Origin of the sequence: Mesorhizobium sp. WSM3859 (genome assembly GCF_002295065.1) — a bacterium.
Lineage (GTDB): Bacteria > Pseudomonadota > Alphaproteobacteria > Rhizobiales > Rhizobiaceae > Mesorhizobium.
Genome location: NZ_NSGG01000002.1, coordinates 331,882 through 358,639 on the forward strand (window position 1 = coordinate 331,882; position 26,758 = coordinate 358,639).

A 26,758-nucleotide genomic window follows, 5' to 3' on the forward strand; every position below is an offset into this window, starting at 1 on the left:
GGAGCAGAATTCTGCACCGCGGCAGCGCTCATGCGTCACGGAATGGATCCTCGGGTCTGCGCGCGTCGCTTCGCTCCTTGCTCCGCCCGTGGATGACGACTGGATGGACGTTTCGGCTAGTCTCCAATGCGTGCCGCCTGCCAACGCAAACATGGCCAACCGGCCAAAATCCCTGTGCCGGGAAGCTCAGCCGCGCTCTTTCAGCAGCCGGCCCTTCTCGCGCGACCAGTCACGCTGCTTTTCGGTCTCGCGCTTGTCGTGCAGCTTCTTGCCGCGGGCAATCGCCAGCAGCAGCTTGGCGCGGCCGCGGTCGTTGAAATAGATTTTGAGCGGCACCAGCGTCATGCCCTCGCGCTCGACGCTTTGCGAGAGCTTGGCCATCTCACGCTTCGAGACGAGCAATTTGCGGCGCCGGCGCGGCTCATGGTTGAAGCGGTTGGCCTGCAGATATTCCGGCAGATAGGAATTGATCAGCCAGATCTCGCCGCCCTCCGCGGAGGCGTAGCTCTCCTGGATATTGGCCTGGCCCTGGCGCAGCGACTTGACCTCGGTGCCGGTCAGCACCAAGCCAGTCTCGATCGTGTCGAGCACCTCGTAGGAGAAGCGCGCCTTGCGGTTTTCGGCGACCGTCCTGTTGTTGGGGTCGGCTTTCTTGACTTGATTCATAATGCGGAGAGGTGGCGCCTCATCCCTAATTAATCAAGCCGGCGTGCTTCATCGCCTGATCGATCTTTTCGGCCGTCGAGGCCTCGATCGTCACCAGCGGCGAGCGCACCACGTTTTCGACCTTGCCAAGCTTCGAAAGCGCATATTTGGCGCCGCACAGGCCGGGTTCGATGAAGATCGCCTTGTGCAGCGGCAAGAGCCGGTCCTGCAGCTCGAGCGCCTTGGCGCTATCGCCGGAGAGCGTCGCTTCCTGGAACTCGGCGCAGAGCCGCGGCGCGACGTTGGACGTCACCGAGATGCAGCCGACGCCGCCATGGGCGTTGAAGCCGAGCGCGGAAGCATCCTCGCCGGAGAGCTGGATGAAGTCCTTGCCGCAGGTCATGCGCTGCTCGGAGACGCGCTCGACCTTACCGGTGGCATCCTTGACGCCGACGATATTCTTGAAGTCGTGCGCCAGGCGGCCCATCGTCTCCGGCGTCATGTCGATCACCGAGCGCGGCGGGATGTTGTAGATGATGATCGGCAGCGTGGTCGCCTTGGCGACGGCGGCGAAATGCGCGTAAAGGCCGCGCTGCGTGGGCTTGTTGTAGTAAGGTGTGACGACAAGGGCCGCATCGGCGCCGGCCTGTTCGGCATATTGCACCAGGCCGACCGCTTCCTCGGTGTTGTTGGAGCCTGCACCGGCCACGACCGGCACCCTACCCTTGGCCACCCCGATGGCGACCTTCACGACCTGCCGGTGCTCCTCATGCGACAGCGTCGGCGACTCGCCTGTGGTTCCCACCGGGACGAGGCCCGTGGTGCCCTCGGCGATCTGCCATTCGACGAAAGCGCGAAAGGCTTTCTCGTCGAAACGCCCGCTCTTTTCGAACGGTGTCACGAGCGCGGTCAGCGAGCCTCTCAGCATGTCTTCCAAACTCCTTGGAACTCTCAGGAACGTATCAGGTTTGTCGGTCGGGTTACTTGCGCGCCTTCTAACCGAAAGCGAAGCGGCGCACCATAGTCTCGACATGGTTCAGCGGCAAGCATCGGCGTAATGCCAGCAAGCGCAATTCGAACGGCCTCGATAACCTTTTGTTTACGAGCCCTTCACGACCTAAGTTTAGGCTCCGCATCGGGTTCTCTAGTGCCCGCGCCTGCTGACGATGTGCTAGGATTACAACCATGCCGACGAGGCGGCCTCATCTTTTCGCGCTTTTCGGCGCGATCGTCGCGCTGACGCCCACCATGGCGATCGGCGGCAGCGTCGACGCGCGCGCGACGGCTTCTATTCCCATGCCCGATGCGCCGCAGGCGCCTGGCCTCACCGCCCCATCCTCCGACATCGCGCAATTGAAGAGCGGGCTCGACGCGCTTGCCGCCAACAACATTGCCGGCGCGCGCAATGCCCGCGACACGCTGCCCGCCACTTCGCTCGACCGGCACATACTGGCTTGGGCGATCGCGCTTTATGGCGGCGACCAGGTGCCGAGCGGCCAGATTGCCGATGCCGCCAAGATGCTTCCCGGATGGCCAGGCACGATCGCGCTGCGCAAGAACAGCGAACGTGCGCTCTATCGCGAGAATCCGCCGCCGCAAGTGGTGGTTCAGGCTTTCGGCCGCAGCCAGCCGCTGACGCCCGAGGGCGTCATCATCCTTGCCCGCTCGCAGGTGGCGTTGGGCAACCAGGCCGCGGCGCGCGCGGTGCTGACGCCGTTCTGGCGCAGCGAGAAGCTGGAAGCCAAGGACGAGGCGACCATCATCAAGGAATTCGGCGCGCTGATCCCGGCGGCCGACCATCGCTATCGCATGGAGCGCATGTTCTATGCCGACCGGCCATCCTCAGCCCTGCGCGTCGCCGGTCTCGCCGGCGCACAGCAGCTGGCCGACGCCTGGGCGGCGGCCGACAAAGGCGACAAGAACGCCGCCAAACTGTTGAAGGCGGTGCCGGCGGCGCAGCGTTCGGCCGGCTATTTCTACGCCGAGGCGGAATATCTGCGCAGGCAGCAGAAATTCGCCGACGCCGCCGCTGTCGTAATGAAAGCGCCGACGGATCGTGATTCGCTGGTCGACCCCGATGCCTGGTGGGTCGAGCGCCGAGTGCTCTCGCGCGAGCTGGTCGATCAGGGCGACATGAAGACCGCCTACAAAATCGTCTCCATGCATGCGGCCGAAAGCCCGGCCAATGCCGCCGAGGCCGAGTTCCATGCCGGCTGGTACGCGCTGCGCGGCCTCAACGATCCGGCGACCGCCGCTAAGCATTTTTCGCGCATTGCCGAGCTCGCCCAGGGACCGGTGTCGCTATCGCGCGCCTATTACTGGCTCGGCCGCGCCGCGGAAGTCGGCGGCCCGGGCAGCGCCAAGGACTATTTCACACGCGCGGCCAGCTATGGCACGACCTTCTATGGCCAGCTCGCCGGCGAGCGCGTGGGGTTGAGGACACTCAACATCGCCTATCCGAAACCGAGCGCGGCCGACCGCCAGAGCTTCGACGGACGCGAGGCGGTGAGCGCGATCAAGCGACTGCAGGAGGCGGGCTACGACCGCTATGCCGAGACGCTCTATCGCGACCTTGCCGCGCAATTGACCAGCCCCGGCGAGCTGGCGCTGCTTGCGGTGCTGGCCGAACAGCAGGGCAACCATTTCATGGCGCTGAAGGTCGGCAAGATCGCCGCCCAGCGCGGCATCGATGTCGGCGCGCTGTCGCATCCGCTGGGCGTCATTCCCGATTCGGCCAATATTTCAGGATCCGGCAAGGCGCTCGCCTATGCCATTGCCCGCCAGGAAAGCGAATTCAATGTCGGCGCCGTTTCGAGCGCCGGTGCGCGCGGCCTGCTGCAGTTGATGCCGGGCACGGCCAAGCAGCTGGCGAAGAAGGCCGGCATGAGTTTCTCGCAGGCGCGGCTGACGAGCGATGCCGGCTACAATGCGACGCTGGGCTCGGCCTTTCTCGGCGAGCAGCTCGACCGCTTCGGCGGCTCCTATGTGCTGACCTTCGCCGGCTACAATGCCGGCCCCAACCGCGCCGCCCAGTGGGTGGCGAAATACGGCGATCCGCGCGGCAAGGACGTGGATGCGGTCGTCGACTGGATCGAGCGGATTCCCTATACGGAAACAAGAAGTTACGTGCAGCGCGTGATGGAGAATTACGAGGTCTACAAGATGCGTATTTCGGGCAAATACGACATCGTGGGCGATCTCGTGAACGGACGGAGTTGAGCGCTTTTCCTTCTCTCCTTGTGGGAGAAGGTGTCGCCGAAGGCGACGGATGAGGGGTGTTCCAGGGAACACCAACGTCGAACTCCGCTGGAACACCCCTCATCCGTCTCGGCGCTGTCGCGCCGATCCACCTTCTCCCACAAGGGGAGAAGGAAAGAACTCGCCATTTGACGATCCCTGCCCTCGCCTGTAGCTGTCGGTATCCCTGCGAGGAGCGGCATTCCGAGATGAGCGAAGGTTTCTCCGACTTTTTCTATACCGCACCCGATGGCCTGAAACTCCATGCGCGGATTTACGGCGATGCGAACACCGCTGGCTGGCCGGTCGTTTGCCTGCCCGGCCTGACCCGCAATGCCCACGACTTCCATGAACTGGCGCTCCACCTGTCAGGCAAGGCGAAGAGGCCACGCAAGGTGATAGTCTTCGACTATCGCGGGCGCGGACTGTCCGACTACGATCCGGATATCAGCCACTATAATGTCGGGGTCGAAGCCGGGGACGTGCTTGCCGGGCTCCCAGCGCTCGGCATCGAGCAGGCCGCCTTCATCGGCACTTCGCGCGGCGGCCTGATCATCCATGTGCTCGGCGCGCTGAAGCCGACCGTGCTGAAAGCCATCGTGATCAACGACATCGGCCCGGTGATCGAGGCGGGGGGGCTGGCCCATATCCGCTCCTATCTCGACCGCGCGCCGAAGCCGAAGACACTCGCCGAGGCGGTGGATACCCAGCGGCGCGTTCATGGCGCTGATTTCCCGGCGCTCACCGACGTCGACTGGGCGAGGATGGTGCGGGCAATCTGCCGCGAGACGGCGGCCGGCTGGGTGCCGGATTTCGATCCGGCGCTGGTCGACACGCTGGCCGGCATCGATTTCAGCAAGCCGTTGCCGGATCTGTGGCCGCAGTTCGACGCTTTAGCCGCCGTGCCGCTGCTTGCCATTCGCGGCGGCAATTCGAAGCTGTTTTCCGCCTTAACGCTCGAGGAGATGGGAAGGCGCCATCCCGGCATGGAGACCATCACGGCCGAAGGCCAGGGACATGCACCCTTCCTGGAAACCGGCAACCTGCCGCGGGACATTGCGGATTTCCTCGATCGAGCAGAGCGCAAGTCAAAATAAAGTAAAGACCGAGACTAACTCAACCTCGGGCTTGTCGATAAAATATAGATTCTCCGGCACCCAGCGCGTGCCTATTTGCCCTTGGAGCTCTTGCGCCGCGCCTTCGCTGGCTCCGCTCCGCTCTCCTTGCGAGCGGCTTTGCCAGGTGACGGCGCGGTCAGGGGAGAGGCAAACACGGAGTTCTCCGCGGCGCTCGGCGCCTGATCGGCACGCGGTTTCTCGAGAACGACGACACAGCCATCGAGATCGTTGGTGGCCAGATGCGCGTAACGCATCGTCATCGACAGCGTCTGGTGGCCAAGCCACATCTGGACGCGCCTGATATCGATGCCGCCCTGCACGAGGCGGGAAGCACAAGTATGACGCAAAATATGCGGCACCACCTGCTCGTCGGCGCCGAGACCGACCTCGGCCTTCGCCTCGTTCCAGATGGCGCGGTATTGCGCCTGGCTGAGCTTGGTGAACGGGCCCTTCGGCCGGCGGCCTTCGGTGTTTGGCGGCAGCTTGATCACCTCCTTGACCCGTTCGGTCATCGGAATGGTGCGGCTGCGGCCGGATTTGGTGATCCAGAAGGAGACGCGATGCTCCTGGATGTCGTTCCAGATCAGCCCGAGCGCCTCACCAAGACGGCAGCCGGTATCGACCAGGAAGACGGAAAGCCTGTAAGCATCCTCGCTGCGGCTCCTGATGGCGGCAAACAGCCTTGCCTCTTCGTCCCTTTCGAGGAAACGAATCCGTCCCGCCCGCTCCTTCTGGCGGCGGAACTCAGGCAGGCTGTGGATATCTCCCATCTTATGAGCCTTGCGCAGCAGCTTGCTGAGTGCAGCCATCTTGCGATTGATGGTTGCGTTGCTGTTCCCGCGCTGGCGCAAGGTACCGATAAGATTGTCCAGGGTGTTCTGGTCAAAGGTGCTGAAACGCTCTCCGAGAAGGATCTCGTCTATTTCACCGATGAAAGAGCTGACATTGTATTTATGCCGCCCATCATCCCAGAGTATATCCCGGTATGCTGCAAAGAGTTCCCCGATCCTGTACGATTTTACTTCCCGGATCTTGTTGTAGGTGTACCTAAACTTCGAGTTCTGAGAAGAAAATACCGCAAAATGACCAGAGGGCTCTCCCTCTTGAATCGCTTCGTTCGACATTTTTAGCCACACCCCCTGTGGTTAAGCCTTCAGCCCTAACCGTTCGGAGATGTCCTTTCAAGAGTTTTCGAATCTTGCAGCCGACTCCATCCGCCGGTAGCGGATCCCACAAAGTCGCTCCACAGACCCGATCAGCTTACCGTTTCACCCCCATCCTTTCGTTTGCTTCGACCAATCGCGAAAACAAAAACGGCCCGGGCGTGGAGACGCCCGGGCCGGATTTCAGTTGTAACAGTCCAGCCCTTAGAAGGAGCGCTGGAAGCGGAGGAGACCGCCGATGGCGTCGTCTTCGCCAGCAGAAATACCGGTCCAGTTGTGGTTCGTGCCACGGGTATCGGCTTCGTTGATGCTGCCTGCATTGACGTAGTCGACTTCGGCCGTAACCGTAAAGCCGGGAACGATGTCGTAGGCGATGTTGGCGGCGATGCCGAGGTTCTCACCTTCGTCATACGAGATCTGAGCGTTGAACGAGGTCTTCTCGTTGAACTTGTAGGTGCCACCGCCCCAGACTGCCCAGTTTTCGTCCCACTGCTTGTAGAAGCCGCGACCGCCAGCTGCGAAGGTATAGTTCGGGTCCGACAGGTTGTCATCGGAGCCATAGCCGCCCATGATGAACAGCGAGATGGCGTCGTTGACGGTCACGTCCAAGCGGACCTTGCCGGCAACTTCTTCGTAGTTGCTGTCGTAAGCGATAACGCCGGTGATGGCGCCCCACCCTTGAGTCCACTTCACGCCGCCGACGACATGCGGAACGTAGCTGTCGATCGTGCCCACGCCGTAGGAGCCGTCCGTGCCGCCGCCCGCGCCTTCTTCGAGCGAGATCACGGCCGAGAAGCCGTTGCCGGCGTCGAAGTAGTACTGGACGACGTTGGTGTCGAAATCACCGTAGGGAACCAGCGTATCCTGGATGACGTTGCCGGCGTAGCCGATGAACGTGTTGAAGGCCGATTCGTCCTTACCGACGCGCAGGCCACCGAGCTGGATCCAGGCGAAGTTCAGCGAAGTGCCCTTGTTGAAGGCCGGGTTGACGCCAAAATCGTCGTTGCCCGGATCACCAAGATCGGCGTTGCGGTTGCCGAAGTTCCAGCGGGTCTCGGTGTAGGTCTTCAACGTGCCGAGCTCAGTTTCCTGGCCGGTCCAGGTCTTCAGCGTGAAGCGAGCATTCTTGTAGAAGGTGTCGTTGCTGTCGCCGTCCTCAACATCGCGGGACGTCGCACCGTCGAACGAGCCGACGTCGCCGACGCCGATGTCGTAACGGACATAGCCGCCGATGCGCAGGCAGGTTTCGGTGCCGGGGATGTAGAAGTAGCCCGAGCCGTAGACGTCGCAGATCTTGACGTATTCAGCCGGTTCCGGCTCGGCGACGGTGACCGCGTCGGCGGCGCGGGCGCCCGAAACTGCGATCAGGGCCGCAGCTGAGCCGAGAAGAAGGCTCTTGATGTTCATTTTCTGACCTCCAGTCAAAAGTTAAAAAACGGGTCTGGGTATTTTTTGCTGAAGGACAGCGTTCCCTGCCCCATCCCCACTACCGAAAAAGATGCGCACCGCGCCGCTCCTTCGAACATGACCTTTACCCAGGCGGCGGCGGCGTTCAACCATGATCGTATCGGCGAAAGCCCGATCCGGGCGCTATCCCCGGACGTTGTTGCACAAATGACACGATTTGGCCTCACTCCGAAAGCTCTCGTTAACCAATGAGGCTCGCGAGACGATCGAATCCGGTCGAATCCGGCGATCAGCCGGCTGAATTGCGGCGTCCCGGCGAGTCGCCTTGTCCGGTTCTTGCCGCAGAATCGCCTTGCGAAAGGGACTTGTTGCGCACAGCGCAGGGGTGGATGGCGGAGAGGATGGGATTCGAACCCACGAGAAGCTTTTGACCTCTACTCCCTTAGCAGGGGAGCGCCTTCGACCACTCGGCCACCTCTCCGTCGCGCCGCTGGATAAAGAAAAGCGTGGGCACAATCAACAAGCCGGCGCCATAATCGCCGAAAAATCCTCTGGCCGGCAACTTGGGAGAGCGGTGGAGCATCGGCATCGCATCGGCCCAAATGTGGCGAATCGCGGCTTATGCGGCCTTTTCGAGCCGGCAGAGGCGCCTTCATTGGAGCGCCATCGTAGACCGGAAACCGGACACGCAATCACCGGCAGACGCCCTTCGTCACGCTGCACGGGGGCGAAAAAGAGCGCAATAACAAGGCATTGCCCATAATTTTGGTCGAAAGTTCACATCGCTTCCGTCCGATTCTGACTGGAGGTCAGAAAATGAACATCAAGAGCCTTCTTCTCGGCTCAGCTGCGGCCCTGATCGCAGTTTCGGGCGCCCGCGCCGCCGACGCGGTGACCGTCGCCGAGCCGGAACCGGCTGAATACGTCAAGATCTGCGACGTCTACGGCTCGGGCTATTTCTACATCCCCGGCACCGAGACCTGCCTGCGCGTCGGCGGCTATGTCCGTTACGACATCGGCGTCGGCGACGTCGGCTCGTTTGACGGCGCGAAGTCGTTCGACCACGAGGACGGCGATGAGCAGAGCACTTTCTACAAGAACACCCGCTTCACGCTGAAGACCTGGACCGGCCAGGAAACCGAGCTCGGCACGTTGAAGACCTACACCGAGACCCGCTTCAACTTCGGCAACCGCAACGGCTACCCGTCGCAAGACGATCCGACGACGGCAGCGGATGAATTCAACAGCAATCCTGCCGGCAACAAGAACGTCTCGTTGAACTTCGCCTGGATCCAGCTCGGTGGCCTCCGCGTCGGTAAGGACGAATCGGCCTTCGATACGTTCATCGGCTACGCCGGCAACGTCATCCAGGATACGATCGTTCCCTATGGCGACTTCGACACCAACGTCGTCCAGTACTATTTCGACGCTGGCAACGGCTTCTCGGCGGTGGTCTCGCTGGAAGAAGGTTCGGGCGTCGTCGGCACCATCGACAGCTACGTTCCGCATGTCGTCGGCGGCTTGAAGTGGACTCAAGGGTGGGGCGCCATCACCGGCGTCGTTGCCTACGACAGCAACTATGAAGAAGTCGCCGGCAAGGTTCGCCTGGATGTGAATGTCACCAACGAACTATCATTGTTCGGCATGTTCGGCTATGGCAGCGACGACAACCTCAACGACCCGACCTATGCCATCGGGGCCGGTGACCGCGGCTTCTACAAGATCTGGGGCGGCAACTGGGCGTTCTGGGCCGGCGGCACCTACAAGTTCAACGAGAAGACCTCGTTCAACCTCCAGGTGTCGGGTGACGAGGACAAGAACTATGGCGTGGCGGCGAACGTCGCCTATGACATCGTACCCGGCTTCACGGTCACCGCCGAAGTCGACTGGGATCACTTCGGCAAGTTCGATGATTGGGTTTCGGGTGCCGACGTCGTCAACTTCACCGGCGCCGACAAGAAGAACAGCGTCGGCGGTCTGCTCCGCTTCCAGCGCTCGTTCTAACAGGCTTTGCCTGATTGAATCGAAAACCCGGCGGGCGACCGCCGGGTTTTTTGTGCGGAGTGGCCATTGGATCAAGCTGCTACGATAGCGCTGAATGCCTGACGGGCTATCATCCGCTGGAAATCGGACCGGAGACTGAAGCTAAGCTCAGGTGTCGGCAAGATCTCCCAAAGCGTCCATCAGCGGCTGGATCCCGCTTTCGTAATTCTTCCATCGCTTGACCGACGACTTTGTAGATCGGCTGGCGAACCTGCCAATTGCTATAGGTGTTTACTGAGCCGTCCCTGTCAAAAAATCGGAGGCAAGCATCATCCCAGGGCAGCCCGAGACAGCGCAACGATAAGTCCTGAGCCTCCTCCAGCCGTTTGGCCTGCTGAGGCGCATAGGCTTGCCTCAACAGCACGTCGTCGGCCTGCGCGCTGCAAGCGAACTTGTTTTGAACGGGCTGGCTTGCGGCAATCTGGGTTTCGCCTGGCCGGCTTTGATGTGCTTGGACCAAGCAGGAGGCAGACCATTTTTATGGCGCCTCGCTACCAAAAAAGAGGCGTTGGAATCCAGTCCGGGCCACGCCGCAAGCCATCACGGACTCACCCAACTTGCACCCACTCCCCGCCCGCGCTAGCAAGAAGCCCCCTTTTCAAGCGAGCCAATGCCATGCGCCAGCGCCCTTCCCTCACGCCGATCATCGGCGCGCTTCCCACCACGGTGCCGTTCGTCGGGCCGGAGGCGCAGGAGCGCGAGCGCGGCAGGCCGTTCCGCGCCCGCATCGGCGCCAATGAAAGCAGTTTCGGGCCTTCGCCGCGCGTCATCGCCCGCATGGAGAGCGTCGCGCGCGATCAGTGGATGTATTGCGATCCCGACAATTACGAGCTGAAGGTGGCGGCCGCGGCCCATCACGACGTGGCCGTCGAGAACGTGGTCGTCGGCGAAGGCATTGACGGCCTGCTCGGCCTGGTGGCGCGCATGTATGTCGCCCCGGGCGACGCGGTCGTGACCTCGCTTGGCGCCTACCCTACCTTCAATTTCCACATCGCCGGCGTCGGCGGCCGGCTGGTGACGGTGCCGTATGCCGACGACAAGGAGGACCTGGACGGGCTCCTCGCCAAGGTCATCAGCGAAAAGGCCCCGCTGGTCTATCTCTCCAATCCCGACAATCCGATGGGCAGCTGGTGGGAGGCGCCGGATGTCGTCCGCTTCATCGAGGCGCTGCCGGAAACCACCATGCTGGTGCTCGACGAGGCCTATGGTGAGTTGGGCCCAGCCTCGGCGCTGCCGGCGATCGATGTCGCGCGGCCGAACGTCATCCGCATGCGCACTTTCTCCAAGGCTTACGGCCTGGCCGGCATACGCTGCGGCTATGCCGTGGCGGAGGCCGAGGTGATCCGCGACTTCGAGAAGATCCGCAACCACTACGGCGTCAGCCGCATGGCGCAGATCGCCGGCCTCGAGGCGCTTGCCGACCAGGACTACCTGCGCTCGGTGGTGGCGCGCGTGGCCGCGGGCCGTGAGCGCATTTCAGCCATCGCCAGGCAGAACGACCTCAATCCATTGCCGTCGGCAACCAACTTCGTCACCATCGACTGCGGCCGCGAGGGTGCTTTCGCGCTGAAGATTATGCAGGGCCTGTCGTCGCGCGACGTGTTCATCCGCAAGCCGATGGCGCCAAGGCTCGACCGCTGCATAAGGGTCAGCGTCGGGCTCGACCATGAGCTCGACATCTTTGCCGAGGAACTGCCGGGCGCGCTCGCGGCAGCGCGGGGGAACTGACCGAACCCCGGCCCCTGCTTCCCGGGGAGCAGGGCGCTTCACATTCCCGCGGCTGCCAGCAGGCGTGCCACGCGGTTCAGCGCATCGGAAAGCTCAGCGGCTTGTTCGTCCTCGAGCTTGACGGTCAGGCGGGCGAGATCGCGGTTCGTTGCCGCCTCGAGATCGACCAGCGCGGCCTTGCCGCTTCTGGTCAGCACAAGAATGGGCTGCCTGTTCTCCGGGTCGTCGCGCATTTCAGCCAACCCGATGGCGGCGAATTTCCGAAGCACCTTCATGAGATAGGCAGGGGCGAGGTTGAGTTCGCCGGCCAGCTCCGACGCTGCGGGCGCGAGATCGAGGTGAAACATGCGCGCCAGCAGACCGGCCCTTCGACGGCCCGGTCGGGGCTTGCGCCCGAGCTCGAACAGCACGCGGGCCTCGGTCAGCGTATAGGGGCTCTGCATCAACGTCTCATCGAGCAGCCCGACCAGTCCGGTATAGAACCGGTTGAAGCGACGGATCTCATGGACCAGGGCTTCGGGCTGCATGCTGACCTCCTCAGAGACATTGCATCCGATAATTTCCTCATTGATTGACTGAGTCAATCATTTAATCCACCGCGTCACCTATCCCTCAAACGGTTGCATTTGACCTTTCGTGCGCCAGATTGATGGGGGAAGATTCTGGAGCGGACGATGCAGGATGAGCAAAGAGCCGTTCGGGCGCGTGTTTCCGGTACGGTGCAAGGCGTGAGCTACCGTGTCTGGACACGTGGAGAAGCCATGCGTCTCGGGCTGACAGGCTGGGTCCGCAATGAGCGCGACGGCTCGGTAACCGCGCTGATTGCTGGCGCCGATGCCGCTGTCACGGCAATGATCGAACGCCTGTGGCAAGGGCCGCGGGGCGCGCTCGTCTCGAAAGTCGAGATCGAGGATGCGGGCGACGACGCGCCAGCGGATTTCAGGATCATCGTGTGAGTTGGTCTCTCCTCTCTTGAGGGCAGGGCTATCGCATATGGGCCTGGGAGTTCGGATAACCTGCAGGCCTCGATGCCGTCATCCTCGGGCTTGTCCCGAGGATCTACCGCCTCCCCGAACTGGTCGCGCTCTTCCGCGTGCGACGGCGGATCCTCGGGACAAGCCCGAGGATGACGGCGTTGTGTTGGCATTCGCAATAAACCCATAGGCGATTGCCTTGCTCTTGAGGGGGAGATGGCCGGCGGCCAGAGGGGTCGTCTCACCTAGGTCTCAGGCGTTGGCCTTGTCGCAATGGCGTTGGCGCTTCATGCGAGACGACCCCCTCTGTCGCCTTTGGCGACATCTCCCCCTCAAGGGGGGAGATTTGGCGCTTGAATTAATTGAACGTTCGTTTTATTATTATGGCTGGAGGCGAATGTGGCGCGCACAACCGGTTCAGACGGGGAAAAGACCGAGGCGGCCGTCCGCGAGGCGGCGGTCAGCCTGATCGCGCGGCTGGGTTATGAGGCGATGTCGATGCGGCAGCTGGCGGCGGAGGTCGGCGTGCAGGCGGCAGCGCTCTACCGCTACTTCCCGACCAAGGAAGACCTGCTGTTCACGCTGATGCGCGAGCATATGGAAGGTCTGTCGAAGGCCTGGGACAAAGCGCGCCCGGCAGCGGCCGATCCGGTGGCGCGGCTCGCCGCCTATGTCGAGAACCACATCGCCTTCCATATCGCGCGGCGCCACGCCACCCATGTCTCCAACATGGAATTGCGCAGCCTCTCGCATGAACGGCTGACGCAGATCCTCAAGATGCGCACAGCCTATGAGAAGGAGCTCCGCACGGTGCTGCGCGAAGGCGTCGAAACCGGCGCTTTCGAGATCGACGATACAGGCCTGACCGCCATGGCGCTGATCCAGATGATGACCGGCGTCATAGTCTGGTTCCGGCCCGGCGAGCGGCTGTCGATCGCCGAGGTCACGGCATCATATCTTTCGATGACAATGCGCCTGGTCGGCGCGACAATCAGCCATGGCACCGCGCGTCCTTCCGGGCGCGCCGGGAACGCCGTGGCACTCTGATACAGGCATGATCCCCGCGAAAACCGGGGTTGTGCGGGAGGAACGGCATGTACACAAACACGCTGAATTTCGGGCTCGATCCGGATATCGAGGCGCTGCGCGACACGGTGCGGCGCTTCGCCCAGGATAGGATCGCGCCGATCGCGGCGGAGATCGACCGCGCCAACGAATTCCCGGCGCATCTGTGGGCCGAGCTCGGCGCGCTCGGCCTCCTCGGCATCACCGCCGATCCCGATTTCGGCGGCAGCGGCATGGGCTATCTCGCGCATGTGGTTGCAATGGAAGAAATCTCCCGCGCGTCCGCCTCCGTCGGCCTCTCCTATGGCGCGCATTCGAATCTCTGCGTCAACCAGATCAACCGCTGGGCCACTCCGGCGCAGAAGGAGAAGTACCTGCCTGCCCTTTGCTCGGGCGAAACCGTCGGCGCGCTGGCGATGTCGGAACCGGGCGCCGGCTCGGACGTGGTGTCGCTCAGGCTGCGCGCCGAAAAGCGCAACGACCGCTATGTGCTCAACGGCTCGAAAATGTGGATCACCAACGGCCCCGACGCCGGAACGATGGTGGTCTACGCCAAGACCGATCCGGACCGGCATTCGCGCGGCATCACCGCTTTCATTGTCGAAAAGACGATGGCCGGCTTCTCGGTCGCGCAGAAGCTCGACAAGCTCGGCATGCGCGGCTCCAACACCGGCGAGCTCGTCTTCGAGAATGTCGAGGTGCCGTTCGAGAATGTGCTGCATGAGGAAGGGCGCGGCGTCGAGGTGCTGATGTCGGGGCTCGACTATGAGCGGGCGGTGCTTTCCGGCGGGCCGATCGGACTTATGGCCGCCTGCCTCGACGTCGCTGTGCCTTACGTGCATGAGCGCAAGCAGTTCGGCCAGCCGATCGGCACGTTCCAGCTGGTGCAGGGCAAACTCGCCGACATGTACACGACGATGAACGCCGCGCGGGCTTACGTCTATGCGGTGGCGGCCGCCTGCGATCGCGGCGAGACCACGCGCAAGGACGCCGCCGGCTGCGTGCTCTTCGCGGCCGAGAAGGCCACGCAGATGGCGCTCGACGCGATCCAGCTGCTCGGCGGCAATGGCTATATCAACGATTACCCGACCGGACGGCTGCTGCGCGACGCCAAGCTCTACGAGATCGGCGCCGGCACCAGCGAGATCCGCCGCTGGCTCATCGGGCGGGAGATCATGGCGGAGGGGGTTTAGTGAGCGCGGGTTTTGACCTTGGTCGACCCTTCGTCGACGCGCTTTTGCGCGACCTCGGCGAGCGTATCGGAAATCCATTGGTTGATCGATTTGCCATCGCTGGCGGCGGCCCTTCCCAACAGGGCGTGGATTTCGGGCGTAGTACGCAGAGCCAGCTTGCCGGAATAGGGCTTTTGCGGGTCAACGCCGCGCTCCTTGCAGAAAGCAAGATAGTCATCGACGCTGTCGTGAAACGCTTGAGGCAAATCTTCCGCCGAATAAGCTTCGAAATGAACGGTGTCGCGTATTCCATGCACAATTCCGTGGAAGGCGGCATCATCCTCCTCGTACCAAATTTCCGCGACATATCCCTTGTATGGCTTCATGGCCTGATACCTGCTTCAGTCAAAAAACGTCTGACTGCCTTGACCGCGCCTTTGTCCGTATCCGGGCTTGGGTGTGGACGATGGAAGACAGCGCGATTTCTTCCAATCTCGACAAGCACACGTGAACCGTTTCCTTCGGAAAGCTCCGCGCCAAGTGCTATCAAGAGCGCTTCGATCTCCCGCCATTTTATCGAACCACTTACCGGATCGGCAAAAATGGCTTTCAGTGTTTGTCTGTGTTTGCCGCGCATGATGACCTCCATGGAAAATGACCCGGCCAAAAGTGCCAGGGTCGCCGTTGGTGGTCGCACGTCCTGCGCGACGAGATTGATAGCAAAATATGATATCATCTAAGGTTCGTCAATGGCCACACTGCAAACCCAAATCTCCCCCTCCTCCGACACCTTCCGCGCCAATGCCGAGCGCATGCGAGCGCTGGTCGCCGACATCGCCGAGAAAGCGGCAAACATCGAGCGCGGCGGCTCGGATGAGGCGCGCGAGCGCCACGTCTCGCGCGGCAAGCTGTTGCCACGCGAGCGCCTGGCGCAACTGCTCGACACCGGCTCGCCCTTCCTCGAGGTCGGACAGTTCGCGGCATGGTCGATGTATGGCGAGGATATTCCCGCCGCCGGCATCATCACCGGCGTCGGCCGCGTCGAGGGCACCGAGGTGATGGTCGTCGTCAACGACGCGACGGTGAAGGGCGGCACCTATTATCCGCTGACGGTGAAGAAGCATCTGAGGGCGCAGGAGATCGCGCTGCAGAACAATTTGCCCTGTGTCTACCTGGTGGACAGCGGCGGCGCCAACCTGCCGAACCAGGACGAGGTCTTCCCCGACCGCGAGCATTTCGGCCGCATCTTCTACAACCAGGCCAACATGTCGGCCGCCGGCATCCCCCAGATCGCCTGCGTCATGGGCTCCTGCACGGCGGGCGGCGCCTATGTGCCGGCCATGTCGGACGAGACGATCATGGTGCGCAACCAGGCGACCATTTTTCTAGGCGGCCCGCCGCTGGTGAAGGCCGCCACCGGAGAGGATGTCAGCGCCGAGGAGCTCGGCGGCGCCGATGTCCACACGAGGCTTTCCGGCGTCGCCGACCACTACGCCATGGACGACGAGCACGCCCTGGCCATTTGCCGGCGCATCATCCGGAATCTGAATCGGAACAAGGCCCTAAGGCTGAATTTGCAAAAGCCGATTCAACCGCTTTACGATCCGCAGGAGCTCTACGGCGTCGTGCCGACGGATCTGCGCCAGCCCTATGACGTGCGCGAGGTGATCGCGCGTCTCGTCGACGCCTCGGAGTTCGACGAGTTCAAGCAGAACTACGGGACGACCTTGGTCACCGGCTTTGCGCATCTGCACGGCATGCCGGTCGGCATTCTCGGCAACAATGGCGTGCTCTTCTCGGAAAGCGCGCTGAAGGGCGCGCATTTCATCCAGCTTTGCTGCCAGCGCGGCATTCCGCTGATCTTCCTGCAGAACATCACCGGCTTCATGGTGGGCAGGAAATACGAGGCCGGCGGCATCGCCAAGGACGGCGCCAAGCTGGTCATGGCGGTTGCCACGGCCAAGGTGCCGAAGCTCACCGTGATCATCGGCGGCTCGTTCGGTGCCGGTAATTACGGCATGTGCGGCCGCGCCTATTCGCCCCGCTTCCTGTGGATGTGGCCGAACGCACGCATCTCGGTGATGGGCGGCGAGCAGGCGGCGACCGTGCTCGCCATGGTCAAGCGCGACGGCATCGAGCGCAAGGGCGGTGCGTGGAACGCCGAGGAGGAAGCGAAGTTCAGGAAGCCGATCCTGATGAAATACGAGCATGAGGGCCACCCGCTCTATTCCTCGGCAAGGCTCTGGGACGACGGCATCATCGATCCGGCCAAGACCCGCGACGTGCTGGCGCTCAGCCTTTCCGCGGCGCTCAACGCCGGTGTCGAGGAGACGAAGTTCGGCGTATTCAGGATGTGACGATGAGCATTAGCGATCGGATCCGCATCCACACCGGCGACATCACCAAGCTGGCTGTCGACGCCATCGTCAACGCCGCCAATTCGTCGCTGCTCGGCGGCGGCGGCGTGGACGGCGCCATCCACCGCGCGGCGGGGCCGGAGCTGGTCGCCGAGTGCCGCATGCTTCATGGCTGCAAGACCGGCGACGCCAAGCTTACCAAAGGCTATCAGCTGCCGGCGCGCTATGTCATCCACACGGTCGGGCCGGTCTGGCAAGGCGGCGGCCAGGGCGAAGCCGAGCTGCTCGCCTCCTGCTACCGGCGCTCGCTCGCAATCGCCCGCGACCAAGGCTTTCTGACGATCGCGTTCCCAGCCATCTCGACCGGCATCTACGGCTATCCGAAGGTCGAAGCGACCAGCATTGCCGTGGCCACGACAGCCGACTTCCTGCGGCAAAACACGCTGCCGGACATCGTTACCTTCTGCTGCTTCGATGCGCAGACCGCTGAACTATACCGGCTAACCCTTGCTTCCCCTGGGGAAGGTTGAACTTATGGCCCAGATTATTTCCCAATATAGGCAAATGCGAATTTCCGGGCACCTGCTAGCGCCGGCAAAAAATATTCGCTATTTCTCATCTTGCACTGGGCAAATGGGGTGGCGTGGAAATGACCTTGAAATATTGCAGCAAGTGGACCGTCTCGGCACTTGCGGGATTTCTAATATTTGTGGCGCCGAACGCTTGGGCGGCCGAATCACTGTCCGGCAGCAAGGGCAATATCCACTTCCCTGTGTACATATCGCCGGGATCGACTGGCGGCTGCGGCAAGCATTACGGCGAATATATCGCGGCGCGGAGTCATTCCGCCTTTGCCATGACGCCCTTCAACTGGGCGACAGAATTTACGATCTGCGCCGTCGCGATCAATGCGCCTTCGGAGCAAGCCGCGCAGGCTCGCGCTCTTCAATCCTGCGAATCCGGCCGCAAGAAGTGGAAGGTTTCCACGGCCGGAGCCTGCGGCGTCGCCGCATCCAAATAGGTTATGAGCCACAGGCTTTTTCTTCCCAAGGGGGGCGGAATGAAATCAATAGACTTGAGACGGGCGGCTGCGGCGATGATGGCGGCGGCGCTGGTTTTGACGGCGCCCGGCATAGCCATGGCCGGGTCGCTATCGGGCAGCGTGGGCGACAAGCGCTTTTCGCCGGTTCTGCCCAGCAGCCTCAAGGACCCATGCAACAAGGCCTACAAGGCCTATGTCGCCGCAGGTGGCCATTCGGCCTATGCGACGACAGGGTTTATAAGGGTCATGGATGGCTACGTCCTCTGCGGCGCCAACTACAATTCGCCGTCGCAAAAGGCGGCCGAGGATCTGGCGATGAAATCCTGTCAATCTGGACTGGCGCACTACAAAGTGGCTGCCGGCAGCCACTGCCAGATCGCCGCTTCAAAATAGGCGGCTTCTCATCCGACGTAGAGGTCGAGACTGCACAAATACGCACCTGGATAGGCCGGCGGGACAGCGCCCCCCTCTGGCCTGCCGGCCATCTCCCCCGCAAGGGGGGAGATCAGCAGCTTTGTGGACGGCGCCTTTCCTGCAACGTCGATAGTTGGCGAAGGCGGCGGCGACATCCAATCTCCCCCCTTGTGGGGGAGATGTCCGGCAGGACAGAGGGGGGCGCGAAGGAACGCCGTCATTCCCCCGATGATACTCTCACCGCGGAGGCTCCATGTTCGGCAAGATCCTGATCGCCAATCGCGGCGAGATCGCCTGCCGCGTCATTCGCACCGCCCGTAAGCTCGGCGTGCGCAACGTGGCCGTCTATTCGGATGCGGATGTCCGCACCTTGCATGTCGAGATGGCCGACGAGGCGGTGCATATCGGCGCCTCGCCTGTCGGTGAAAGCTATCTGCGCGGCGACAAGATAGTTGCGGCGGCGCTCGCCACCGGCGCCGAGGCGATTCATCCCGGCTACGGCTTCCTGTCGGAGAATCCGGACTTCGTCGACCAGGTGACGGCGGCAGGCTTGGTCTTCATCGGTCCGAGCGCCGCCTCGATCCGCGCCATGGGACTGAAGGACGCCGCCAAGCGGCTGATGGAGACGGCCGGCGTGCCTGTCGTGCCCGGCTATCATGGCGAGGCGCAGGAGATCGTGCTGCTCGCTTCCAAGGCTCGCGAGATCGGTTATCCCGTTCTGATCAAGGCGCGCGCCGGCGGCGGCGGCAAGGGCATGCGGCGCGTCGACCACCCCGACGATTTCTCCGAAGCGCTGTCGGGCGCGCGGCGCGAAGCGAAAGCGGCGTTCGGTGACGACCGGGTGCTGGTCGAAAAATATGTCGATAAGCCGCGTCATGTCGAAGTGCAGGTCTTCGGCGACAATTTCGGCAATGCCGTGCATCTTTTCGAACGCGACTGCTCGGCGCAGCGCCGCCACCAGAAGGTGATCGAGGAAGCCCCTGCCCCCGGCATGACGCCAGCGCTGCGCAAGGCGATGACGGAGGCCGCAGTGAAGGTCGCCAAGGCGATCAATTATTCGGGCGCCGGCACCATCGAGTTCATAGTCGATGCATCGGAAGGACTGAAGGCCGACCGCTTCTGGTTCATGGAGATGAACACGCGGCTGCAGGTCGAGCACCCGGTCACCGAGATGGTCACCGGCGTAGACCTCGTCGAATGGCAGTTGCGCGTCGCGTCGGGTGAAAAGCTGCCGAAGACGCAAGGCGAGATCGCGCTTTCCGGCCACGCTTTCGAAGCACGCCTCTATGCCGAGGACGCCGCAAAAGGCTTCCTGCCGGCGACCGGCACGCTGCATCATCTGAAATTCCCAGACGCGCCGCCGGAAGGCGCCACAATGCGCATCGAGACCGGCGTGCGCGCCGGCGATGCGATCTCGCCCTTCTATGATCCGATGATCGCCAAGCTGGTGGTGCACGGCAAGGACAGGACCACCGCGCTCGGCGCGCTGCGCGATGCCCTCACCCGGACCGAAGTGGCCGGCTCGACCGTCAACACCGCCTTCCTGGCGGCGCTCGCTGCCGACGCCGATTTCGCGGCGGGCGATGTCGATACCGGGCTGATCGGCCGGCATCAGGAGGCGCTCACCGCCATTCCCGCGCCGAGCGACGAGACGATCGCCGCCGCGGCGCTGGCCGCGACCGACGCCGGCGGGCCGGCGGCGGCCGCCGATCCGTGGTCGACGCTTTCAGGCTATGCGCATTTCCACACGCTCGCGCGCCGCGTCCGCCTGCGCCATGGCGAGGAGAACATTCTGGCGCGGGTGTCGGCACGGCCGGACGGCCGTTTCCAGGTGGCGCTGGAGGCGCCGCATGATGCGGTGAACACGCATGATCTAAGGACCATGCCGCACGCGGCCCGCTGGCCCGGCCACGTCACCGTCTTCGAGGGCGCAGTCGGCTACACCTTCACGGTTCCCGACCCGCTGGCCAAGGCCGACGAGGCGGGGGCCGCCTCGGGCAGCCTGCGCGCGCCGATGCCCGGGCTGGTCAAGCTGGTGCGGGCGGCGGCCGGCGATGCGGTGATCAAGGGCCAGCCGCTTCTGATCCTCGAGGCGATGAAGATGGAGCACATGATCGCCGCCCCGCATGACGGGGTGATCGCCGAGATCGCGGCCGAGGGTGCTCAGGTCAGCGACGGCACCGTGCTGGTGCGGTTCGCGGAGGACCAGCGATAAAACGAAAGTGGCCGGGACGAGCCCCGGCCACTTTCGCACAAACAGAACCGACTTACTGCTGGATCGGCGCGTATTTGCCGTCGTGCCACTGGTTGATGTCGTAGCTGGCGTTCTTGAGGTCGCCCTTCTCGTCGAAGATGACGTCGCCGACGACTGTGCTGATCGGCTTGCCATTCTTCAGCGCCTCGGCAACCTTGGCGGGATCGTCGGTGCCGGCGCGCTTGACGCCTTCGGCGACGGCCTGGATCACGGCGTAGGAGAACAGCGTGAAGCCTTCAGGCGTGAAGCCGCCCGCCTTGATCTTGGCGACCGCGTCCTTTGCCTCGGGCTTCGCCTGCGGGTCCGACGGGAAGACGAACATGGTGCCTTCGCCGGCCGGGCCGGCGACCTGCCAAAATTCCGGCGAGGCGATCGAGTCCGGCATGATCAGCTGGAACTTGACGTTCTGCTCGGCCGCCTGGCGCAGGATGAGGCCCGCCTCAGGGTGATAGCCGCCGAAATAGACGACATCGGCCTTGAGTTCCTTCAGCTTGGTGACGAGGGCCGAATAGTCCTTCTCGCCGGCATTGATGCCTTCATAGTCGACCTCCTTGAGGCCGCCCGCATTCATCGTCGCCTTGACGGCGTCGGCAACGCCCTGGCCGTAGGCGCTCTTGTCGTGCAGGACGACGACGTTCTTGCCGGCGTATTTCTTGGCGATCCACGGGCCGATGAAGGCGCCCTGCGCGTCATCGCGCGTGTAGAGGCGCATGATCGTCGGCCAGCCGGACTTGGCGGCGGCATCGGTCAGCACCGGGTTGGACGAGGCCGGGCTCATCATCAGCGTGCCGGCTTCGGCATAGACGGCCGAGGCCGGAATGCTCGAGCCCGAGCAGGCATGGCCGTCGACGAACTTGACGCCGTTGGCGACGATGCGGTTGGCGACCGAAACCGCCTGCTTCGGATCGCACTGGTCGTCCTCGATGTCGAGCTTGATCTGGGAGCCGTTGACGCCGCCGGCGGCGTTGATGGCGTCGGCGGCGGCCTGAGCGCCCTGCTTGAACTGGTCGCCGATGGTGGCGAGCTGGCCGGTCATCGGGCCGACCACCGAAATGGTGATGTCGTCGGCGAAGGCAACCGGGGCGCTCATCATCAGGCCAAATGCAGCCGCGCTCAAAATACCCAATTTTTTCATGATAATAGAACTCCTCCACTTGTGCGCGGCGGCATGGCCGCGCTTCTTCCATAGAGCCGGGACAATTTCACCCTTCGCCGAGACTGTCGAGGGGACAGCGAGGCCGGTTTTGGTTCATTCCGGCGAGGATTTCTTGGGCCACACGCCCCGTGATTACCAGGCGTAATGCAAAAAGCCGCGCCGACCTTGTTTCGGTCGGTCGCGGCTTTTGCAGTCGAGCTCCCCGGACGCCCCCACGCCTGAAACCCGCTCGCTTTCCCTGTTTACTCGCGCGGCGTTGCCTTTATTGACCTGCCGCGTTCTTGGTCTTGTGGGCTGGCCGTCTTTTCGCGGCCTTGTCCAAATCAACGTCCCGGCGCTGTGCGCAGGATCAGTGCATCGTCATCCATTCGCGGGCTTCGCGCAGCGCCATGGCGATCTCCACCTTCGACATCGTGGCCGACAGTTCCGAGCGCAGCTCGGCGGCGCGGAGCGAACCCTTGATCGCGGCGATGTTGAACCATTTGTGGGCGGCAACGACGTCGGTCTCGCAATCGCGGCCGGTCGCATACATCATGCCCAGTTCGAAAAGAATGTCGGCCTGGGCAGTTGCCCCCATGGCGCCGAAGCCGTCTTCAAGCATTTCAAAACGTGCCATTTCAATCCCCTGTCTGGCTCCCGAGAGCTGCCTCCTTCTGTCCCTTGATTTCGCTCGGGGCGGGCCGCTCTTTCGATGCTTTCGAGGATGAAGCCTGGCCTTGAATCCGTCGTTAAATGGCTTGCTTAATTTGAAGAAAACAAAGCTAAAACAAGAGGTAAACGCTAAAAACCGTTAATCATGGGAATCCAGCGTTTGCGCGGTTTTGGGTCAAATTCGATGAAAATTGGCGAGAGCGGAATCAAGACTTTGCTAACCACGGGAACCGAAGCGTTTTTCGGGTCCCGTTTATTTTCGGCCATGCGCTAAGCGAAAAACCTGGCAACCTTCCGTGGCGGCACCGCTTTCGTTTTGGCGGGAGCTGGACTAGCCTTACCTTTGCGTAAGGGACTGGAAGGCGGACCGGAGCCCGCCGCATGCCCATTGGGAGGAGGACAAGATGTTTCGAATGACGAGCCTGGCCCTGGCGGCCACCTTGATCACGGCGGGCGCCGCCTGGGCCGACCCGATCGAAGGCAATTGGAAGACGCAGGCCGGCGACACCGCGGCGATCGGCGGCAGTGGCTCCTTCTCCATTACACTCACAACCGGCAAATATGCGGGCAAGACGATCGGTTCGCTGAAGGCGACCGGCGACAACAAATATGCCGGCAGCATCACCGATCCGGCGAACGACAAGACCTATTCCGGCAAGGCGACGCTCTCGGGCACCTCGCTGAAGATGAGCGGCTGTGTGCTCGGCGGCCTGATCTGCAAGAGCCAGACCTGGCACAAGCTCTGATTACCAATCCCAGATCGTCCAGACGGGGCCTAAGCGGCCCCGTTTTCTTTTGGAGCGGCAGGCGCTCCGCCGAACGGCCTTGTCACCGCGATGGCTCGAGACCTCGTCAGTCAATTTGAACCGCAGATGAATGCCGGTCTCAGAACCGGTTCAGAGGCCCTTTGGCATTCTCTCCCGCATTGAAGGAGAGAGAAATGCTTGCCCGTCGCTTCACCATCGTCTGCCTGCTGATGAGCCTGTTCGGCATGTTCTTCGCCATCCTGGTGGCCGAGGGCGGCCACTCGGCCCGCTCGTGGCAACGGCCCGTGGCTGTGTTCTCGGCTCCGTGAACCAAGTGACGCGCTGAAGCGACAAACTGAAAATCGAGCAAGAAGTTACAAACAGGGCACCACGAAGATGAACCGCATCGCCGTCAACACAACGAAGATACTGAGGCTGCTGCCGCGGGCGACGCTCATCCTCATGCTGCTCGCCGCCCCGGTTCTGGCAGTGCCGATGATGCGCGCCGACACCGGCCACCGGATCGAAGCGCCGGCGAACAAGAACAGGAGCGTCGGTTTTGTGCTGCTGGTCAGCCTACAGCGCGGCCAAGCTCTATAGAGTGTCGGACGGCGCGACCGGCTCGTAGCCGGCGCGCCTTAAAGCGCGTCGCGCTGAACGGGGTTCAGGCGACGCGCTTTAAGTCTTTGTTTTGCTGCATGTCGTTGTCCCAGAACCGCGCACACTTCTGGGCGACATGCATTAAACACATCCGAAGAAAATCGACGCTGTCGGCCCTCGCGGCCCCGCTTTCCCCTCCCAACCGCTCTTCCAAATCCCTATATTGAGCCATGGAAAAGCGAATCTACCCCCAAGCCATCGAATCGGTCGTCATGCCGGAGCCTTTCTGCGCGCAGAGCTTCCATGACGCCAAAAAGGCCGTCGCGGCGCTGCAGGCGCTCTATGACCGCAACACCAAATTCCTGCGCGAGTCATTCGCTGCGCTGGCCGCAGGCGGCGACGAGAGCAAGCGCTACCGGGCCTTCTATCCGCAGATCGGCGTCACCACGACCTCGTTCAGCCAGGTCGACTCCCGCCAGGCATACGGCCACATGCCGACGCCAGGGAATTTCTCCACGACGGTCACGCAGCCGCAGCTGTTCGAGAACTATCTCATCGAACAGCTGAAGCTCATCATGCGCAATCACGGCGTGACGGTGACGGTGTCGGAATCGACGACCCCGATACCGCTTCACTTCGCCTTCCTGGAAGGCACCTATGTCGACGGCGCTGCCGCCGAGCGCATCAAGCGGCCGATCCGCGACCTGTTCGACGTGCCGGACCTCGACGGCACCGACGACCAGATCGCCAACGGCACGTTCGAGGTGGCGTTCGGCGAGCCGCGGCCGCTGGCGCCGTTCACCGCGCAGCGTATCGACTATTCGCTGCACCGCATGACGCATTACACGGCGACCAGCCCGCAGCACTTCCAGAATTTCGTGCTGTTCACCAACTACCAGTTCTACATCGACGAGTTCGTGGCGCGGGCCCGCGAATTGATGGAGAGTGGTGGAGGCGGCTACAGTGAATTCGTCGAGCCGGGCAATGTCGTGACCAAAGCGGGAGCCGGCGCGCCGAGCGAAGGCACGCCGCCGCAGCGCCTGCCGCAAATGCCGGCCTATCATCTGAAGAAGCCCGGCCATGGCGGCATCACCATGGTCAATATCGGCGTCGGCCCCTCAAACGCCAAGACGATCACCGACCACATCGCCGTGCTTCGGCCGCATGCCTGGGTCATGCTCGGCCATTGCGCGGGCCTGCGCAACACGCAGGCGCTGGGCGATTATGTGCTGGCGCATGCCTATGTGCGCGAGGACCATGTGCTGGACGACGACCTGCCGGTCTGGGTGCCGATCCCGCCGCTGGCCGAGATCCAGGTGGCGCTGCAGGAGGCGGTCGCCGAAGTCACTGGACTTTCCGGCTACGACCTCAAGCGCATCATGCGCACCGGCACCGTCGCCACCATCGACAACCGCAACTGGGAACTGCGCGACCAGCGCGGACCGGTGCAGCGCCTGTCGCAGTCGCGCGCCATCGCGCTCGACATGGAATCCGCCACCATCGCCGCCAACGGCTTTCGCTTCCGCGTGCCCTACGGCACGTTGCTGTGCGTTTCCGATAAGCCGCTGCATGGCGAACTGAAGCTACCCGGCATGGCGACCGAGTTCTACAAGCGGCAGGTGGCGCAGCATCTGACCATCGGCATCAGGGCGATGGAGAAGCTTGCCGAAATGCCGATGGAGCGACTGCATTCGCGCAAGCTCAGAAGTTTCTCGGAAACGGCGTTCCAGTAGGCACGTGCCGGCGAGCCACTGGCGAGGCAATCCGTCGTCTTGCTTGAGCCGCAATTTGGCCGATAAGCATCAGAACGGATTGCCGGGGCAATAAGATGACTACGGGCGGTGCGCGCTTGAGCATGATGGCTCAGCTGACATTCCTGGCGATGATGGGATTCTCGGCCGCGCTGCTGGCCGGGTTCTTCGGCACGCTGCATCCGGCCTTCGATTCCTTCTCGCATTTCCGCATGCATCTGAGCGTGCTGACGGTGCTGCTCGCGCTGCCGCTGCTTGCCGGTTCCTATCGGCTGCAGGCGGTCGCGGCGCTGGTCTTCGCCATTGCCTGCCTCGCCACGACGACGAGCGCGCTGCCCAGACTGTCGACGCAGCAGGCGGTCGCGAAAACGGCCGACCGGATCACCTACAGCCTCCTGCAGATGAACCTGCGCTTCAACAACCCGACGCCGAAGAGCGTGCTGTCGCTGATCGGCCGGACCAATCCGGATGTCATCACGCTCGACGAGGTGTCCGGCATGTGGGCGAAAGAGCTCGGCTATATTGCCAGCGCCTACCCCTATCGCATCCTGTGCGACTATCCCAACGGCATATTCGGCGTCGCGCTGCTCTCACGCCGGCCGTTCGCCGCCGGCACCGCGCCGCGTTGCGAGCCGCGCGGCGCGATGGCGACCGCAATGATCGACTTCAACGGCGTTCCGGTCGACGTCGCCGCGATCCATCTGAGCTGGCCCTGGCCGATGGAGCAGTCCTGGCAGATCGGCGAGCTGGCGGAACCGCTGGCCGCGCTCGGTGAAACCGCCATCATGGCCGGCGATTGCAACGCCGTGCCGTGGAGCGCGGCGGTGCGGCGGGTGGCGCGGCTCAGCGGTATGACGCTGATGCCCTCGGCCGGCCCGACCTGGATCCACCGCACGCTGCCCGACGCCCTGCGCCGCTATGCGGGCCTGCCTATCGACCAGGTGTTCAGCAAGGGCGGGGTCACGATCCTCTCGTCGGCCCGGCTGGAGGATACAGGCTCCGACCACCTGCCGGTGCTGGTCGAATTCACGCTGCCGCCCGCCAGCGACCCGCCCGAGGAGGAGCACAAGTCGGCGCTGGCGGCGAATGACGCGCCGGACAAGCCGCGAAGCTAGATTAGCCCGCGTCGACCGCCTTCGCAACGCGCGACAAAGTCGGATATGCTTGCCGCAAAATCATGGACCGGTGATATGGCGCGAGTTTGGAAGATTGTACGCCACGGGCACCGGACCAAT

General features: G+C 62.9%; 27 protein-coding genes, 1 tRNA gene and 1 pseudogene. 18 read left to right on the plus strand and 11 right to left on the minus strand.

All coding sequences use genetic code 11. The features are described 5' to 3' along the window. Window positions 1-186: 186 nt before the first annotated feature. Together smpB and dapA are read right to left on the minus strand one after the other, a co-directional pair. The gene (gene smpB / locus CK230_RS05460) at window positions 187-666 is read right to left on the minus strand and encodes an SsrA-binding protein SmpB (RefSeq protein WP_041002108.1); all 480 of its coding nucleotides are present in this window, start codon (window positions 664-666) and stop codon (window positions 187-189) included. A 25-nt stretch (window positions 667-691) separates the two neighbouring features. Continuing rightward, window positions 692-1,573 carry a 4-hydroxy-tetrahydrodipicolinate synthase gene (gene dapA / locus CK230_RS05465; RefSeq protein ID WP_095816158.1) on the minus strand — a complete coding sequence of 294 codons (882 nt, stop codon included), beginning with the start codon at window positions 1,571-1,573 and terminating at the stop codon, window positions 692-694. A gap of 257 nt (window positions 1,574-1,830) precedes the next feature. Between dapA and CK230_RS05470 the strand changes: the two genes are divergently transcribed. Then, window positions 1,831-3,864 (plus strand): lytic transglycosylase domain-containing protein, encoded by a 2,034-nt coding sequence (locus CK230_RS05470; RefSeq protein WP_095816159.1) that lies wholly within the window; start codon window positions 1,831-1,833, stop codon window positions 3,862-3,864. Window positions 3,865-4,091: 227 nt separating this feature from the next. Next, window positions 4,092-4,979, plus strand: a complete 888-nt coding sequence (locus CK230_RS05475) for an alpha/beta hydrolase (RefSeq protein ID WP_095816160.1) — start codon at window positions 4,092-4,094, stop codon at window positions 4,977-4,979. Window positions 4,980-5,050: 71 nt separating this feature from the next. On the opposite strand, the gene CK230_RS05480 is transcribed toward CK230_RS05475, so the two are convergent. Together CK230_RS05480 and CK230_RS05485 are read right to left on the minus strand one after the other, a co-directional pair. Beyond that, on the minus strand, window positions 5,051-6,124 hold the full coding sequence (locus CK230_RS05480; protein ID WP_095816161.1) for a site-specific integrase: 1,074 nt from the start codon (window positions 6,122-6,124) through the stop codon (window positions 5,051-5,053). Between the two features lie 243 nt (window positions 6,125-6,367). Then, window positions 6,368-7,570 (minus strand): porin, encoded by a 1,203-nt coding sequence (locus CK230_RS05485; RefSeq protein WP_095816162.1) that lies wholly within the window; start codon window positions 7,568-7,570, stop codon window positions 6,368-6,370. Window positions 7,571-7,615: 45 nt separating this feature from the next. Here CK230_RS05485 and CK230_RS32340 point away from each other — a divergent pair, with 45 nt between their 5' ends. Then, a complete protein-coding gene (locus tag CK230_RS32340) occupies window positions 7,616-7,822 on the plus strand; it encodes a hypothetical protein (RefSeq protein WP_141245997.1) in 207 nt (68 codons plus the stop codon). Window positions 7,823-7,960: 138 nt separating this feature from the next. Here the strand turns inward: CK230_RS32340 and CK230_RS05490 are convergent. Beyond that, a tRNA-Ser gene (locus CK230_RS05490) sits at window positions 7,961-8,051 on the minus strand. A gap of 335 nt (window positions 8,052-8,386) precedes the next feature. Here CK230_RS05490 and CK230_RS05495 point away from each other — a divergent pair. Beyond that, window positions 8,387-9,574 carry a porin gene (locus CK230_RS05495; RefSeq protein WP_095816163.1) on the plus strand — a complete coding sequence of 396 codons (1,188 nt, stop codon included), beginning with the start codon at window positions 8,387-8,389 and terminating at the stop codon, window positions 9,572-9,574. A gap of 147 nt (window positions 9,575-9,721) precedes the next feature. Here the strand turns inward: CK230_RS05495 and CK230_RS33530 are convergent. Further along, window positions 9,722-9,902 (minus strand): annotated as a pseudogene (locus CK230_RS33530) (sulfotransferase); the annotation flags it as partial. A gap of 326 nt (window positions 9,903-10,228) precedes the next feature. On the opposite strand from CK230_RS33530, the gene CK230_RS05505 reads away from it, so the two are divergent. Further along, window positions 10,229-11,341 (plus strand): pyridoxal phosphate-dependent aminotransferase, encoded by a 1,113-nt coding sequence (locus CK230_RS05505; RefSeq protein ID WP_095816164.1) that lies wholly within the window; start codon window positions 10,229-10,231, stop codon window positions 11,339-11,341. 38 nt (window positions 11,342-11,379) lie between these two features. Here CK230_RS05505 and CK230_RS05510 read toward each other — a convergent pair whose 3' ends face one another. Next, a complete protein-coding gene (locus CK230_RS05510; RefSeq protein ID WP_095816165.1) occupies window positions 11,380-11,868 on the minus strand; it encodes a MarR family winged helix-turn-helix transcriptional regulator in 489 nt (162 codons plus the stop codon). 147 nt (window positions 11,869-12,015) lie between these two features. Here CK230_RS05510 and CK230_RS05515 point away from each other — a divergent pair, with 147 nt between their 5' ends. The 3 genes from CK230_RS05515 to CK230_RS05525 all read left to right on the plus strand — a co-directional run bounded on the left by CK230_RS05515 (window position 12,016) and on the right by CK230_RS05525 (window position 14,573). Then, entirely contained in the window at window positions 12,016-12,297 is a 282-nt protein-coding gene (locus CK230_RS05515; protein ID WP_095816166.1) for an acylphosphatase, read from the plus strand. A 417-nt stretch (window positions 12,298-12,714) separates the two neighbouring features. Beyond that, window positions 12,715-13,362 (plus strand): TetR/AcrR family transcriptional regulator, encoded by a 648-nt coding sequence (locus CK230_RS05520; RefSeq protein ID WP_095816167.1) that lies wholly within the window; start codon window positions 12,715-12,717, stop codon window positions 13,360-13,362. Between the two features lie 47 nt (window positions 13,363-13,409). After that, on the plus strand, window positions 13,410-14,573 hold the full coding sequence (locus CK230_RS05525) for an isovaleryl-CoA dehydrogenase (RefSeq protein ID WP_095816168.1): 1,164 nt from the start codon (window positions 13,410-13,412) through the stop codon (window positions 14,571-14,573). On the opposite strand, the gene CK230_RS05530 is transcribed toward CK230_RS05525, so the two are convergent. Together CK230_RS05530 and CK230_RS05535 are read right to left on the minus strand one after the other, a co-directional pair. Next, window positions 14,570-14,938, minus strand: a complete 369-nt coding sequence (locus CK230_RS05530; protein ID WP_095816169.1) for a type II toxin-antitoxin system HicB family antitoxin — start codon at window positions 14,936-14,938, stop codon at window positions 14,570-14,572. The two genes, CK230_RS05525 and CK230_RS05530, sit on opposite strands and share 4 nt — an antisense overlap. Beyond that, on the minus strand, window positions 14,935-15,189 hold the full coding sequence (locus CK230_RS05535; RefSeq protein ID WP_095816440.1) for a type II toxin-antitoxin system HicA family toxin: 255 nt from the start codon (window positions 15,187-15,189) through the stop codon (window positions 14,935-14,937). Before CK230_RS05535 ends, CK230_RS05530 begins: the two co-directional genes overlap by 4 nt. A 112-nt stretch (window positions 15,190-15,301) precedes the next feature. On the opposite strand from CK230_RS05535, the gene CK230_RS05540 reads away from it, so the two are divergent. The 5 genes from CK230_RS05540 to CK230_RS05565 all read left to right on the plus strand — a co-directional run bounded on the left by CK230_RS05540 (window position 15,302) and on the right by CK230_RS05565 (window position 20,580). Further along, entirely contained in the window at window positions 15,302-16,909 is a 1,608-nt protein-coding gene (locus CK230_RS05540; RefSeq protein ID WP_095816170.1) for a carboxyl transferase domain-containing protein, read from the plus strand. A gap of 2 nt (window positions 16,910-16,911) precedes the next feature. Further along, window positions 16,912-17,439 (plus strand): O-acetyl-ADP-ribose deacetylase, encoded by a 528-nt coding sequence (locus CK230_RS05545; protein ID WP_095816171.1) that lies wholly within the window; start codon window positions 16,912-16,914, stop codon window positions 17,437-17,439. A gap of 119 nt (window positions 17,440-17,558) precedes the next feature. Then, window positions 17,559-17,930 carry a hypothetical protein gene (locus CK230_RS05550; protein ID WP_095816172.1) on the plus strand — a complete coding sequence of 124 codons (372 nt, stop codon included), beginning with the start codon at window positions 17,559-17,561 and terminating at the stop codon, window positions 17,928-17,930. A gap of 39 nt (window positions 17,931-17,969) precedes the next feature. Next, window positions 17,970-18,344, plus strand: coding sequence for a hypothetical protein (locus CK230_RS05555; protein WP_176480018.1), 375 nt, complete (start codon window positions 17,970-17,972; stop codon window positions 18,342-18,344). A 274-nt stretch (window positions 18,345-18,618) separates the two neighbouring features. After that, window positions 18,619-20,580: an acetyl/propionyl/methylcrotonyl-CoA carboxylase subunit alpha gene (locus CK230_RS05565; RefSeq protein WP_095816173.1), complete on the plus strand. Its 1,962-nt coding sequence runs from the start codon at window positions 18,619-18,621 to the stop codon at window positions 20,578-20,580. Window positions 20,581-20,632: 52 nt separating this feature from the next. Here the strand turns inward: CK230_RS05565 and CK230_RS05570 are convergent, their stop codons facing one another. Then, on the minus strand, window positions 20,633-21,754 hold the full coding sequence (locus tag CK230_RS05570; protein WP_095816174.1) for an ABC transporter substrate-binding protein: 1,122 nt from the start codon (window positions 21,752-21,754) through the stop codon (window positions 20,633-20,635). A gap of 370 nt (window positions 21,755-22,124) precedes the next feature. Further along, complete coding sequence (locus CK230_RS05575; protein ID WP_095816175.1) at window positions 22,125-22,391, minus strand: sel1 repeat family protein; 267 nt, start codon at window positions 22,389-22,391, stop codon at window positions 22,125-22,127. Between the two features lie 439 nt (window positions 22,392-22,830). On the opposite strand from CK230_RS05575, the gene CK230_RS05580 reads away from it, so the two are divergent. From CK230_RS05580 to CK230_RS05595, 5 genes are all read left to right on the plus strand, one after another. Then, window positions 22,831-23,172 (plus strand): DUF2147 domain-containing protein, encoded by a 342-nt coding sequence (locus CK230_RS05580; RefSeq protein ID WP_095816176.1) that lies wholly within the window; start codon window positions 22,831-22,833, stop codon window positions 23,170-23,172. 194 nt (window positions 23,173-23,366) lie between these two features. Further along, window positions 23,367-23,501 carry a hypothetical protein gene (locus tag CK230_RS33980; RefSeq protein WP_280952517.1) on the plus strand — a complete coding sequence of 45 codons (135 nt, stop codon included), beginning with the start codon at window positions 23,367-23,369 and terminating at the stop codon, window positions 23,499-23,501. A gap of 67 nt (window positions 23,502-23,568) precedes the next feature. After that, complete coding sequence (locus CK230_RS05585) at window positions 23,569-23,772, plus strand: hypothetical protein (protein WP_095816177.1); 204 nt, start codon at window positions 23,569-23,571, stop codon at window positions 23,770-23,772. 272 nt (window positions 23,773-24,044) lie between these two features. Next, the gene (locus CK230_RS05590; RefSeq protein WP_245429846.1) at window positions 24,045-25,505 is read left to right on the plus strand and encodes an AMP nucleosidase; all 1,461 of its coding nucleotides are present in this window, start codon (window positions 24,045-24,047) and stop codon (window positions 25,503-25,505) included. Between the two features lie 122 nt (window positions 25,506-25,627). Continuing rightward, window positions 25,628-26,638: an endonuclease/exonuclease/phosphatase family protein gene (locus CK230_RS05595; RefSeq protein ID WP_095816442.1), complete on the plus strand. Its 1,011-nt coding sequence runs from the start codon at window positions 25,628-25,630 to the stop codon at window positions 26,636-26,638. Window positions 26,639-26,758 lie beyond the last annotated feature (120 nt).